The organism is Lentzea tibetensis (genome assembly GCF_007845675.1).
GTDB classification, from domain to species: domain Bacteria; phylum Actinomycetota; class Actinomycetes; order Mycobacteriales; family Pseudonocardiaceae; genus Lentzea; species Lentzea tibetensis.
Genome location: NZ_VOBR01000003.1, coordinates 25,861 through 37,895 on the forward strand (window position 1 = coordinate 25,861; position 12,035 = coordinate 37,895).

Below are 12,035 nucleotides of genomic sequence, written 5' to 3' on the forward strand. Positions count from 1 at the left end.
AAGCGTCAAAGCGAGTCAGGTGAGTGCGTGCCCGTTGCGCGTGTACAGGTCGGTGACGATCTGGGTGGCGATCTCGGGGGAGACCCGCACGACTGCGCGGACGTCGTCGGCGGTCAGTTCGCGGCCGTCGCGGGCGGCGTCGGCGGCCTTGGCGCGGATCTGTTCGAGCACCGGTTCGGGCAGCCGCACGCCGGTGGCCAGTGCCGCCGTTGTCGTCGCGGAGGTACGCGGGGCCGAGGGAGTCGGGGGTGCGGGTTCGGCCGGCTGTTTCTGGGCGACCTGGTTGGCGTCGCGGTAGGCGCGGGTGACTGCTTCGTTGAACTTCTGATGGATCACCGGCATGACTTCCGCGACGCCGAACACGACCACTGGGACGATGAGGTGGATGGCGAGGTTGCCGCCGTCGAACCGTTCGCGTCCGCTCAGCCATGGTGCGAGCGCGGGCCACACGTTCATCACGAGCGTGGAGGTCAGCAGGATCTTCTTAAGGCGGCGCACCCACCGGTCGGTGATCGCGATACCGCGCGAGAGGATCTCCGCTTCGAACATCAGCAGCATGATGAGGATTCCGGCGAGCATCGGTTCGGCCAACCACGCCGCCCACCACAGCGGGTCGGTGACGGCGCGGTGTCCGGCCAGGAACTCCTGAACCCCGGCGGTGGTGAAGCCGAGGCCCAGGGCGAGGAAGAACCACATGCCGCGCGTGATCACGCGGCGTTGGGACTCGATCCGCACCGCCAGCATGTCCGGGTCGTCGACCAGGCCGCGCAGGTGGGCGGATTCGGCCTTCTTACGGCGCAGGTCTACGACTCGTTTCGTGACCCCAGCCTCTTCGTTGATCTCATCGGAGTCGTGTCCCTGCATGGGGTTCTCAGCTCCTTTCGTGGGTCCGGAGCGAGTCAGTCGCGTAGCTGACCCGCACGGGTGCGGTGGAAGTCGGCCAGGTCCTCGTGTGCGCGGACGAGCCGGTCGCAGACATCGGCGATCTCGGCCTTCTGCTCCGGGGTCCGCGTATTCGATCCGTACCGGTAGACGAGGGTCAGGTACTCCTCGGTGAGGCGGTCTGCGATCTCCCACGTGGACAGGTCAGAGTCGTTTTCCCACATCGGGTTCAGCTCCTCTTGAGGCACCGGGCTCACCTTCCTTCTCGGTGTTCGCGCGACAGGCGTTGGTAGTGGTCGGCCAGCTCGGCGTGGTGTTCGTAGATGCGGTGTGCGAGTTCGGCCGCGTCGACTGCTTTGCCGTCGGCCAGGACGCCGTTGTGGTCCGCGTGGCGGCGTACGAGGTCGTCGTACTCGTCGTGCAGGTGCCGGGCTTGGACGTCGGTGTCGACGCGGTGCGCGGTGGTCATCGCTTCACGACCTTGAGCCGCGACCAGCGGATGCGCAGTCCGTCACCACCGGGCGTCAGCTTGATCAGGTAGACGTCCTTGCGGATCACGCCCTGCAGTTGGGTGGTGACGGGGCCGAGGATCGCGTATCGCTGCGCCAGCAACGATTCCACGGCCTCAGCGTCCCCGTCCGGGGCGTGGCGGCAGTGCCCGTCCCCGTCCAGCCAGACGATGCGATCCGTCGCGTCCAGCCGCCCATAGCGGCCGTCGTGGATCTCGCCGAGGACTTCGGCGACGGTGTCGACCTGCCCGCCGAACCCTGCGCTGATCTCCTTGCGCGATTCCGGGGTCGCTGGCGCCGGAGCGACGGAGTCGGCGGTGAACAAGTCGAGCTGGCCGGGGCTCGTGCGTCGGCGGCTCATCACCGATCACCCCGCAGCTCATCGCGGAACGTGCGGCCGGTGACCGAGGTGATGAACAGCATCGGGACGTACAGCCGAGGCGGCCAGCCGTCCACCGCGAGGTAGCGGAAGTGGCCGTACATCACGATCCGCGCGCCGACCAGAGCGGTGATCGCGTGCTGCTGGTCGGGGTTGCCGCGGTGCGCGGTCTTGGTCGTCTCCAGGCAGTACGCGCGGTCCAGGGTGGTGGAGTACGCCCACTGGTCGGCGTCGACCTGGTCCAGCAGCTCCAGAACCACAGCCGGGTCCAGCTCACGGCACACCGCCATCCACTTCTCCCGGGAGGCGGCGGTCCTCGTGTCGGTGACCATCACAGCCTCCCGATCGCGCGGTGGCCGATCTCGCGGCGCACGAGGTCACGCAGTGCCCAGTACACGGCGACCGTGCAGCCGAGCAGGATGAGCAGGGCCCAGCCGAAGACCTTGCCGATGCCGTCGACGCGGTAGATGACGTAGAGCACGCCACCGGCCAGCGCGAGGAACAGCGTGAACCGCCACGCCGCCCACAGCCGGATTCCCAAGTTCCACATGACAGACCTCCCAGAGTTGGACGTGTTTTCCTTGCTGTGTAATGACTTTGTGGCGCGGTCAGGCGACCGAGCGCAGCGGGCGGCGGCCCTTGGTGACGAAGTCGACGAGTTCGCGGATGTCCTCGTCGGACTGGTAGCTGGCGCGAACACGCAGCGGGGAGCGGGAGCCTTGCTCCGCGACGAACCCGATACCGGCGTGCGCGGGGTCCAGCGGGATCTCGTCGGCCAGCGCACCGCGTAGCCGCATCCCGTCGCCGAGGGTCATGTCCACCTGGCTTTGAGAGGTGACCGAGAGGCAGACGCGGGCGGTGAACAGCTCGCGGATCGGGACGGTGTCCTTGGTCGGTTCCTGCACGTACCCGCAGACGCCGAACCCCGCCGCACGGCCCTGGGTCATGATCTCGGCGAGGAGCTTGAGCACCGAGCGGACTTCGGCCGAGGGACCGTAGGCGGTGAGCATGCCCAGCTCATCGATCATCAGCAGCCGCAACGGCGTCTCGGCCGACGGCGAGAACTTCCGCTTGCGCTCACCCCGTAGCAACGCCTGGCGTTCCTTGAGCTCGTCGCGGAACGCCTCCACGATCTCCGCTGCGGTGTCCCAGTCGGTCGCGCGGCGGTGAAACAGGTCCGCGCCGACCTCGGTCTCCATTCCTTCCTTGAGGTCGATGACGTCCGGCTTGACGACACCGTCGCGCAGCAAGGGGGCCATGCCGCGCAGCGGAGACCACAGCAGCGAGCCCTTGCCCGACCCGGTGGCACCGGCCACGAACAGGTGCTGACCCACGAAGGACTGGGTCCACGGCTGCCCGTACTCGGTGTCACCCAGCTCGATCGCGGACAGGTCGATCTCGTCCGCGTCGTAGGGGAGATCGATCGGCGGGATCGCGTCGGCGTTGAACGGGTTCTCCCGCTCGATCACCAGAGCGACCACCTGGGGCTTGACCTTGACCACCGCGACGCGTTCGGCCAGCAGGGCGTGCGCGAGGGCGTCGGCCTTGTCCTCGAACATCGAGGGTGTCTGTCCCCGGTTGATCCGCACGTGGATCGTGTCGATCGACGGCGACGCGGCTCGGACCTCCAGGATGCGCGGGACGATCACGTCCCCGGTGCGCCGGTTGAAGCTGACCAGCTCGCAGTCCAGCAGGATGTCCGACCAGCGCCCACCCACATACGACCACCAGCGGCGATGCAGCGAACGAAGCCGCGGCAAGGCCACCGTGTCGAAGCTGTCCGGGTGTCCCCGGTACCAGCCCGCCAGCCCGAGCACGGCACCGCCGAGGACACCACCCGTGGTCGGCAAGCCGAAGTCCAAGACGCTCTTGGTGACGCAGGCCGCCAGCGCTGCCGGGACCGTGACCATGCCGGGGTGCTGGCAGCTCCACTTCAGCGCCCGCCATTCCAGCGCTGGTTTCCGAGTCGTCGGCATCGCTGACTCCTTTCCATGAGACGCCAGAGGCCCGACCAGCAATCGCGTGATCGGGCCCCCGGCAGAATCGAAATTGGGATCTAGTCGTCGAGGTACGGTTTGACGTCTTCCATCGCGACCAACAGCGCAGCCATCGCCTTGGTCACCTTCTTGTGCTGCCCGCTGAACCTGTGCCGAGCGAAGGTCATCTGCTCCAGTGCCTCCCGGAGCTGGCTCATCGCCATGTCCACGTCAGCGGTCACCGTCTCGACCGCGAAGCGCACCGCCATGTCAGACCCTCCACCCACGAGCGATCAGAACGACCTCGTACTTCTTCGCGTCCTCGGTCAGCTCCTCGATCTCCCGGATCGCCTTGTTGGCCAAGGACTTCAGCTCGTCAGCACTCGGCACGCTCCACGCCTCCGACGGGATCTTCGCGTCCTCGGCTTTGTCGATGAACCCGCGCACCTGCTCATCGATCACCTCGTGCAGAAGCGTGATCGCCGCACGGAACGTCGCGTAGTTCTCTTTCGCCTTCACATTCACCACGCCATCAGCCATAACCTCCCCTTTCCTTTCCGTAGCTACGGGAGAGACCAAGACCCCCGGTATGCGGACACGCCGTGTCCGAGGGTCAAGGAAACTCCCGGTACCGAATAGTCGGCACTGGAAAAGGCATGGATTGGCCCACTGTGGAATTCTCAAAGAACAAACAGCCCACGAAAACGGCTTGAGGTAATTCATTCGAACCCTTGACGCTTAAGTGTCAAAGGGTGTTGGTTGGCGCGATCAGGCGACCTTGATCAAGCCCATCGCGCGGTAGGCGACGCCGGACACGGTCTCGCCCCGGCCGTTCTTGAACGAGTAGAACGAAGCGCGCGGCTCGACCAGGTCCACGATGTCGCCCTCGTCGAAAGCGTCGCCGGGGTCAGTCCCGAGCGTCACCTTGATCTCCTCACCCTTCTCGCCCTTGGCCTTCATAAACACCACGGCCACGAACTGCTGAGCACCGTCCTTGTCCGTGACGATCTCCGTGTGACCGTCCACCTCGCGCACCTTCAGCGTCGGCAGCTCGGTGAGCATCAGACGACGGTCGCCGAGGTCGATCTTCATGTTCTTCACGAGTGCCTCCAGGTGGTCTGATATAGACTAATATAGATCAGTATGAGTCAGTTGGCGATGCGCCGAACGGGTGACCTATGTCAGATTGCGTCAGTCGCCTAGGATTGGCTCATGAACGCGACACCGGGGTTGGCCGCCTACCAGCGAGTAGTGGAGAAGATCAAAGACGACATCCGCAGCAGACGGTTGGTGGCGGGGGAGAAGCTTCCTGGCAACCGCGCCCTTGCGGACGACCACTCGGTCGCTCTCGGGACCCTCCAAAAGGCCTTGAAGATCCTTGAGGACGAGGGCTGGGTGACTGCGACGCCCGCGGTCGGTGTTTTCGTGAACGAGCCACCGGTCGAGGCGGAGCCGACGGACGTCGCTGCCGTCGTTAAGCGACTCGACGACCTTCAGGGCACAGTGGAGGCCCTCACCGAGAGGGTTCGAAGGCTGGAGGGGGTCGAAGGCTGAGCTCCTGATGGCGGTCACTGCGGTGTTCATGCCACTAACTCTCACCCTGCCGTTGGCGAGCTACCCGGAAAATCCTTCCGGGGTCGTACGCCCGGAGTCCGGGAGGCTTGTTCCATGCGCGGAATGACGGAGTCCCTGACCATCGGTGAACGTGTTGCGTGGTACCGACGCCGACGCGGTATGTCGCAAGAGGTGTTGTCCGGACTCGTCGGCCGCACCGAGGACTGGCTGCAGAAGGCTGAAAACAACCGCATCCAGCTCGACAGGCTGTCGCTCATTCGAGGCCTAGCTGAAGCGTTGGACGTCTCCGTCGGAGACCTGCTCGGTGAGCCGACGTTGCTCGAATGGACCGCCGAGTCCAGCGTCCAAACCGTGCCCGCGCTTCGTGCTGCACTCATGGACTACAGCCAGCTCTCGCCCGTCCTGTTCACGGGGCACGTAGACCGAGAACCCGTTGCAGTGCAGACACTTCAGCGTCAGGTGGCGGAGATCTTCGCTGCCTACCAGGGGTCGCGGTTCGGATACGTCACTGCTCGCCTGCCCGAGCTGCTGAAGAATGCGATCGCTGCTAGTCGCACCTATGACGGTCCCGATCTCCAAGCTGTGCGCGTTCAGCTCGCTCTCTGCTACCAGGCAGCAGCGTCAGTTCTGAGCAAATTGGGCGAAGCCGACCTGGCGTGGGTCGCCGCCGAACGTGGCCTTCGGGAAGCCGAGGTGGCTGGCGATCCAGTCATCCTCGGATCCTTGCTGCGGTCTGTTGCGCACAGCCTCCTGGCGACCGGCCAGTTCGTGCCGGCCGTGCAACTGGTGGAGCGGGCATCCGAGGTCTTGCGCCCTGAGCTGAGTACCGCGGACGGTCGCCTTCTCTCGGTCTACGGGTCGCTGTTCCTCGCGGGGGCCATGGCGGCCTCGCGCAACGAAGACCGTGCAACGACGCGGACCTTCCTCAACGAGGCACAGCACGCCGCCGACAGGCAGGGGAGCGACGCCAACCACCTCTGGACAGCGTTCGGGCCGACCAACGTTGCGATTCACCGCGTGAACACGGCTATGGAGCTCGGCGACGTCCAGCTCGCGTTGGACCTCGGCCCCGAGATCGACACGTCCGCGTTGCCCACGGAGCGTCAGGTGCGCCACGCGCTCGATCTCGCCCGTGCGTACAGCTTGCGGAACCGCGCGGACGATGCCCTTGCAGTGGTCCTCGATGCCGAGCGGATCGCTCCAGAGCAGGTGCGGCATCACTACATCAGCCGCCAGCTCGTCCTCACGTGGATGCGCAACCAGCGAAGTCAGCCGAGTTCGTTGCTCACTGGTCTGGTCGACCGGATGAAGCTCAGCTAGCCGCGTAGGGTCTTCGACGTGGGCAACGCAGCAGACAAGTTCGCAACGCCTCGCATGGCTGCCGGGGCGTTGTTCGTTGATGGCGACCGCGTTCTGATGGTGCGCAAGACGTACGGCGAACGCTGGGACCTACCGGGAGGCTACGTCGACATCGGCGAGTCGCCAGGCGCAGCGTGCAAGCGTGAGGTGGCCGAAGAACTCGGTCTTGACCGGCAGGCCGTCAGACCGCTGGTGATCGACTGGGCGCCACGTGAGTCCGAGGGCGACAAGGTTCTGTGGATCTTCGACTGCGGAGCGCTCGGTGAGGACGCTCAGCGCATCCGCCTGGACCAGACCGAGCTTGACCGCTGGGAGTGGGTGCCCATCGATGAGGTTGCCGCCCGGACGATTCCGCGGCTTGCTCGTCGCATCCAGCGCGCTTACGACGCCTATCAGACGGGTGCGGTCGCGTACCTCGAGCACGGCGAGTCGCCCGCGATGACCTCACGCTGATCCACTTCGGCGTGCTCGCTGTGTCCCAAGTTTCTTTTCTTCATCAAGGCGGCCCCTGCCGGGGCCGCTCGCGCCGCAGTGCTTGAGCCCGTTCGGCAAGGCCCAGGGGCCCGGCTCCGCCACCCTGGCCCGCCGACGGGCGAAGGCGCGACCGACCCCGGCAGACGCCGCGAACGACGGGCTGGGACGGTAGAACTCGTAGGTCCGCTGAATCAGCCGGTGCGGCGAGCGAGCGCGGCTCCTGCTACTTCGCCTCGATCGAGTCATTCTTGCCTTCCGGTAGTGCTGGCGGATCGATCACCTTCTGGATCTCAATTACGATTGGCGAAGAACGCGGCGGATCGCCAGCGATTAGCTCGTGAGTGTTGGCCGACAGGTTTATCGCCAAGTCGAGTGCTACGACAAAGGTCATCAGGTTCTTTCCTGTGACGGTTTTGGTCAACGAGCGTAGGACTTTGAGTTTTCGCCGTAGGCCGCCCAACAATACGTCAAGCGCGTGCTCGGTGTCTTCGGTGCTGAAAAGATGTGCGTTAAACAGAGTATCGCGAATCTTAGAGAGTCGGCGAAGAACCCAGTCTTTTGTCTCTTGATCTAGGTCGCCATCCTGCACCACCTCATCGATCAGCCTGTCCAGCCTGCTGAGCAGGGACTCGCGTTCATCTGGGTCCAGTGACGGCTCTGCGCGTTGACTGTGTAGAAGGTGTGCGCAAATCTCCAAGCAGTACTCTCCAGAGTTCGGATGGATCGGCGTCAAGAACTGCTCAACCTGCAGCTCGCGCACGGCCAGGAAGTTACTCAAGGCATTCTGTACTTCCCCAAAGTGCTTCAAGTGAATCCTGGGATCCGCGGTGGGTGAATCATTTATCATTTCTTGTGTCTGCTCGGCCCACTCGTATAGTTTTGATACCCTCTGCATGAAGGCGTTCATGTCGCCCGAATCGATGTTGAAAACTGAGGACCACGCTTGGAGCGCGCGCGTCGCAGGTGCTTGTTGGCGTACCAATTGAAAGTTCATCAAGAGTCGCCCGGCGGGATTGTTCAGGTAAGTCACTTGGCGATCCTACTTGCGCGTCGCAGGGTGCCGTTGAGGATGGCGGTGTCGCTGGGGATCGCGGGCGTTCGCCACCCCGCACCCCGGCAGATCAACAGGATGCCGAGAATGCGGCCGACTCGCGTCCGTGTGTGGCCGTGTGACATCCCGTCGACCTCCACGAGGGCAACCACACGCGTCAAGGGGGCAGTCCCGGCGAACGGTCCCGTGTGGACGGAAGTGCCCCCTTGACACGCGCGGTTGGGGCGGGGCCAGGTCGACGGGATGTCACAAGGGCCACCCACTTGTAAGGGGGCAAAGGAAAGCCTCGTGCTGGCATTGGTTGCGGCGCTGTCCGGTCGCGCCGCACAATCGCACGCATGTTCGAGACTACGGTGCACCGCGCACTGGCCAGGCCGCATGATCCACCGCTGGACGTGTGGGTGGAGCTCGGGAAGTTCTACAAGCCCTGGCTCAAGCAGGCAGATTCACCTGGGGTGCTGGTCGAGGAGAAGGGTTTGAGCTTCCCGCTGCGACTGCCGGGCGTGCTGCACGGGTGGCTCCGCTCTCGTCGGGGACCTTGGTTGGCGCTCGTGTCCTACAGCCTGCCGACGAACTCGGGTGTTGGCCCTCTGCGGCTGCAGCACCTCCTGCCGAGGCAGGCCGTGTCACGGCGATGGCCGAACGACGAAGTACCGTACTAGTAGATCTTCTGAACCGGTGTTTACCTGCAAGAATGCCTTGACACTTAAGTGTCAAATTGAGAGAATGGAGGTACAACGGAGAGGTGAGAACAGAGAATGACTACGCTGGCGATCCGACCCGAAACTGCCGAGGCGGAGAACGTGGCAACCGAGCTGGTCCGTGCGATCGACCTTGTGTGGCAAGGGATTTGCCGCCGTCACCCGGACGTCCCCGACATCATGATCACTGTTGGATCGGGCACCATGGGGGCCAAGCCCGGACAGACAACCTTCGGCCACTTCGCAGCAGCAAGGTGGCAGCGCGACGGCGAGACGCTTCCCGAGTTGTTCGTGTCCGGGGAGGGATTAAGGCGTGGCGCGGCTGCGACGCTCGGGACGTTGCTGCACGAGGCCGCGCATGGTGTGGCGCATGTGCGGGGGATCAAGGACACGTCGCGCCAGGGTCGGTACCACAACCGCAAGTTCAAGGACGTCGGTACCGAGCTGGGCCTGATCCTCGAAGAGGACCCGAAGATCGGCTGGAGCATCACCACGGTGCCGCCGTCGACCGCCGCCGAGTACGCAGCCGAGCTGGAGGCGCTGGCCGCCGCCCTTGTGATCTACCGTCACGCCGAGGTCCACGCGCCGTCGAAGCCCAAGAGCAGCAACCTTGCGGTCGCCCAGTGCGCCTGCCCCCGCAAGATTCGAGTCGCCCGCAGCACTCTCGCCGAGGCGCCGATCACGTGCGGTCAGTGCAGTGAGGAGTTCGTCGCTGAAGACGACGAGTGACCACAGCGCGGTCAAGATCACTGCGGCCCGCAATCTCCAGCTTGCTGGACGGCGGGCCGCTCAGAACATAGTGGTCTGGCCGTGGTCGGGAGGCTCTTCAATGCTCAGACCTGGGAGGGCGTCTCCGATCTTGAGGATGCCCTTATCCCACGTGTATAGCTTGGGGCACATCCACGCGACCGCGACCGCCACGATGCACGCGTCAGCCCCCTTCAGGTTGTAGTCCGACGCTAGTCGTGCAGCCTGTGTCGCGATCCGCTCAGTGATGTCGGCGACGAGATACTCACTGTCCTTGATCCACTGATGCGCGAGCGTGATACGCCTCGTGCGTTCGGCAGCCCCACCGTCATCGCCTCGAATCTGCCCGGACCCGGCCACTTCAGCCAATACCAGTGCCGGGAGCAAGACGCGGTGACTAGTCCCGTCAACCCGGAACACCTGAACAGACCGGACATGACGCTCCGGATCGCCGGGTGCAAGCACATCGATGATCACGCAGCTATCGACCACCACCAGCGGTGGCGCCGTCTTAGCCACGTTGCCGCCTAATCCAGTCCGCAGAGTCCATTCCCTCTGTCCAGTCAGGACCGAACAAGCCGATCACATCGTCTAGCGCAACCCTCGACTCGGGCGCGCCGAGCGCGGTGAGCCCTTCCAACGCAATCGACTCGACTTGATCGTAAATGTTCCGGGTCACCCGTCCCCACACTTCGACTTCCTGATCGAGCGCCTGGCGGACCATCGCAGCGTGCTTCGCGGGGAACGTCACCGTGACGATCTTCCCGGTTCGGTAATCGCGGAGCGCTGCGGTGTGCTGGTGGCCGTTGTAGCGGTACAGCTCGCCTCGTACCGACCCCAGGGATGGAGGTGGTGGCTGGATGCTCTCGCGCGCGTGCAGAGCCAACTGCTCGTCAACAGGAGTGAGTGCATCGCTGATCCGGAGCCAGATCCCTTCAACGCCCGATCGCTTACGCACCTGATCGAGTTCAAGTAACCCGGCGACCGTCTCCACTGACCAGCCTGCTGGAACCGCAGACTCATGGAAGAGGTCACGCAGCCCGCTGCGTATCACGGCGGCAGCACGCTCGTTCGTGCGGATGCCGACCTTCGCGCTACCCACAGAGAGGCTGCTGATGCTGGCTGGCACCGGTTCGTCTTGAGGGAGACTGCGGATGATCTTATCCAGTGCAACGATCGCTTCTGCGAGCGCACGGGGGTCGATCTCTCCGTGGGGGCCCTGCAGCTCGATCTTGATCTCGTCCTTGTGCTCGACTTGCACGTCGTCACTGAACTCGGCCTGAATGGCGTCGTGTTCCACGTCTGCCTCCCCTCGACTTCTCACGCCTGCTGTCAGCTCCAACAACCAGGATGGCACTAACCCACCTGATCGGTGAACGTATCGACATACAGTCGTCGGCTCGTTACGTCGGTTACTGGATCACCCGGACGAGCATCGGCCACAGTCTCGTCACCCCGCGCCTAGGTGGACGACCCGCAGCCAGAGTGACCGACATTGGGCCGTCTGTGGGCCGCGAGGTGACGCCAAACAACGAAAAGCGACGCTGACCATCGCGAAGAGTTTTCGCAGGTCAGCGCCGCTCTTAGGGCTGTGACCTCAGCCTTGCTTCGTCTCCCAGAAAATCTTGTCGATCTGGGCGATCAGGTCGAGCAGCGTCTGTCCGGAAGCCGGGTCCATGGAGCCCTTGGTGCCACCGGCACCCGCGGCCTTGGTGGCACGGTTGAACAGGTCGTGCAGCTCGGGGTACTTCTCGAAGTGCGGTGGCTTGAAGTAGTCCGTCCACAGCACCCACAGGTGGTGCTTGACGAGCTCGCTGCGCTGCTCCTTGATGAGAACGGCGCGCTCCCGGAACTCCGGGTCCTCGTTCGCCTGGTACTTCTCCTGGACCGCCTTGATGGACTCCGCCTCGATGCGAGCCTGTGCGGGGTCGTAGACGCCGCAGGGGAGGTCGCAGTGCGCGGTGGCCTCGAGACGGGGGCGGAGAATGCGCGACAAGAGTCGCATCGTTCCTCCCTGACAAGTGGATGCTCCGACGTAACGGACCCTACTCCGGCTACCCCAGGTGGTGATCGTTGACACCGGCGTTCAGACGCGTCCTGATCAAAGGCCCGTCGATGGTTCCGACGCTGTACGACGGCGACGTCGTGCTGGTCAGGTGGAGTGCGCCCGCGCGGGAGAACGACGTGGTGCTGGTGCGGTGGGGATCACGGCCGGGGCAGCTGTCGGTGAAGCGCGCGTCTCACGAGGTGGAAGGCGGGTGGTTCGTGCGCAGCGACAACCCGCTCGGCCACACCACGGACTCGCACGACCTCGGGGCCGCCGAGGTCGTGGCCAGAGTCGTCTGCCGGCTCTGGCCACGGCCGAAGGTCAGGCTGTGAGGA

The 12,035-nt window shown here is 64.5% G+C and carries 20 protein-coding genes; 6 read left to right on the plus strand and 14 right to left on the minus strand.

Annotated features, from left to right (window positions below; translation table 11 throughout):
- Positions 1-15 precede the first annotated feature (15 nt).
- From FKR81_RS04365 to FKR81_RS04410, 10 genes are all read right to left on the minus strand, one after another.
- On the minus strand, positions 16-864 hold the full coding sequence (locus FKR81_RS04365; protein WP_186762762.1) for a hypothetical protein: 849 nt from the start codon (positions 862-864) through the stop codon (positions 16-18).
- Between the two features lie 35 nt (positions 865-899).
- On the minus strand, positions 900-1,130 hold the full coding sequence (locus FKR81_RS04370) for a hypothetical protein (protein ID WP_146349622.1): 231 nt from the start codon (positions 1,128-1,130) through the stop codon (positions 900-902).
- A 5-nt stretch (positions 1,131-1,135) separates the two neighbouring features.
- Entirely contained in the window at positions 1,136-1,351 is a 216-nt protein-coding gene (locus FKR81_RS04375) for a hypothetical protein (RefSeq protein WP_146349623.1), read from the minus strand.
- On the minus strand, positions 1,348-1,752 hold the full coding sequence (locus FKR81_RS04380) for a hypothetical protein (protein ID WP_146349624.1): 405 nt from the start codon (positions 1,750-1,752) through the stop codon (positions 1,348-1,350). The genes FKR81_RS04375 and FKR81_RS04380 overlap by 4 nt, the downstream gene beginning before the upstream one ends.
- On the minus strand, positions 1,752-2,102 hold the full coding sequence (locus FKR81_RS04385; RefSeq protein WP_146349625.1) for a hypothetical protein: 351 nt from the start codon (positions 2,100-2,102) through the stop codon (positions 1,752-1,754). Before FKR81_RS04385 ends, FKR81_RS04380 begins: the two co-directional genes overlap by 1 nt.
- On the minus strand, positions 2,102-2,320 hold the full coding sequence (locus FKR81_RS04390) for a hypothetical protein (RefSeq protein ID WP_146349626.1): 219 nt from the start codon (positions 2,318-2,320) through the stop codon (positions 2,102-2,104). Before FKR81_RS04390 ends, FKR81_RS04385 begins: the two co-directional genes overlap by 1 nt.
- 58 nt (positions 2,321-2,378) lie before the next feature.
- Entirely contained in the window at positions 2,379-3,746 is a 1,368-nt protein-coding gene (locus FKR81_RS04395) for an FtsK/SpoIIIE domain-containing protein (RefSeq protein WP_146349627.1), read from the minus strand.
- A gap of 80 nt (positions 3,747-3,826) precedes the next feature.
- Entirely contained in the window at positions 3,827-4,015 is a 189-nt protein-coding gene (locus FKR81_RS04400) for a hypothetical protein (protein ID WP_146349628.1), read from the minus strand.
- Between the two features lies 1 nt (position 4,016).
- Entirely contained in the window at positions 4,017-4,286 is a 270-nt protein-coding gene (locus FKR81_RS04405; RefSeq protein WP_146349629.1) for a hypothetical protein, read from the minus strand.
- A gap of 228 nt (positions 4,287-4,514) precedes the next feature.
- On the minus strand, positions 4,515-4,838 hold the full coding sequence (locus FKR81_RS04410; RefSeq protein ID WP_328593125.1) for a hypothetical protein: 324 nt from the start codon (positions 4,836-4,838) through the stop codon (positions 4,515-4,517).
- Positions 4,839-4,958: 120 nt separating this feature from the next.
- On the opposite strand from FKR81_RS04410, the gene FKR81_RS04415 reads away from it, so the two are divergent.
- From FKR81_RS04415 to FKR81_RS04425, 3 genes are all read left to right on the plus strand, one after another.
- Positions 4,959-5,300 carry a GntR family transcriptional regulator gene (locus tag FKR81_RS04415; RefSeq protein ID WP_146349631.1) on the plus strand — a complete coding sequence of 114 codons (342 nt, stop codon included), beginning with the start codon at positions 4,959-4,961 and terminating at the stop codon, positions 5,298-5,300.
- Positions 5,301-5,423: 123 nt separating this feature from the next.
- Positions 5,424-6,641 (plus strand): helix-turn-helix domain-containing protein, encoded by a 1,218-nt coding sequence (locus FKR81_RS04420; protein ID WP_146349632.1) that lies wholly within the window; start codon positions 5,424-5,426, stop codon positions 6,639-6,641.
- A gap of 18 nt (positions 6,642-6,659) precedes the next feature.
- The gene (locus FKR81_RS04425; protein ID WP_222598174.1) at positions 6,660-7,133 is read left to right on the plus strand and encodes an NUDIX domain-containing protein; all 474 of its coding nucleotides are present in this window, start codon (positions 6,660-6,662) and stop codon (positions 7,131-7,133) included.
- Positions 7,134-7,377: 244 nt separating this feature from the next.
- Here the strand turns inward: FKR81_RS04425 and FKR81_RS04430 are convergent, their stop codons facing one another.
- Positions 7,378-8,184 carry a hypothetical protein gene (locus FKR81_RS04430; RefSeq protein WP_146349633.1) on the minus strand — a complete coding sequence of 269 codons (807 nt, stop codon included), beginning with the start codon at positions 8,182-8,184 and terminating at the stop codon, positions 7,378-7,380.
- Positions 8,185-8,543: 359 nt separating this feature from the next.
- Here FKR81_RS04430 and FKR81_RS04435 point away from each other — a divergent pair, with 359 nt between their 5' ends.
- Together FKR81_RS04435 and FKR81_RS04440 are read left to right on the plus strand one after the other, a co-directional pair.
- Complete coding sequence (locus tag FKR81_RS04435) at positions 8,544-8,867, plus strand: hypothetical protein (protein WP_146349634.1); 324 nt, start codon at positions 8,544-8,546, stop codon at positions 8,865-8,867.
- A gap of 96 nt (positions 8,868-8,963) precedes the next feature.
- Positions 8,964-9,635: a hypothetical protein gene (locus tag FKR81_RS04440; RefSeq protein ID WP_146349635.1), complete on the plus strand. Its 672-nt coding sequence runs from the start codon at positions 8,964-8,966 to the stop codon at positions 9,633-9,635.
- A gap of 60 nt (positions 9,636-9,695) precedes the next feature.
- On the opposite strand, the gene FKR81_RS04445 is transcribed toward FKR81_RS04440, so the two are convergent.
- The 3 genes from FKR81_RS04445 to sodN form a co-directional block, all read right to left on the minus strand.
- Positions 9,696-10,172, minus strand: a complete 477-nt coding sequence (locus tag FKR81_RS04445; protein WP_186762764.1) for a type II toxin-antitoxin system VapC family toxin — start codon at positions 10,170-10,172, stop codon at positions 9,696-9,698.
- Positions 10,165-10,953, minus strand: a complete 789-nt coding sequence (locus tag FKR81_RS04450) for a hypothetical protein (protein WP_146349637.1) — start codon at positions 10,951-10,953, stop codon at positions 10,165-10,167. The genes FKR81_RS04445 and FKR81_RS04450 overlap by 8 nt, the downstream gene beginning before the upstream one ends.
- A 297-nt stretch (positions 10,954-11,250) precedes the next feature.
- Positions 11,251-11,658: a superoxide dismutase, Ni gene (gene sodN, locus FKR81_RS04455; RefSeq protein ID WP_146349638.1), complete on the minus strand. Its 408-nt coding sequence runs from the start codon at positions 11,656-11,658 to the stop codon at positions 11,251-11,253.
- A 68-nt stretch (positions 11,659-11,726) separates the two neighbouring features.
- Between sodN and FKR81_RS04460 the strand changes: the two genes are divergently transcribed.
- A complete protein-coding gene (locus tag FKR81_RS04460) occupies positions 11,727-12,032 on the plus strand; it encodes a S24 family peptidase (RefSeq protein WP_268891519.1) in 306 nt (101 codons plus the stop codon).
- Positions 12,033-12,035 lie beyond the last annotated feature (3 nt).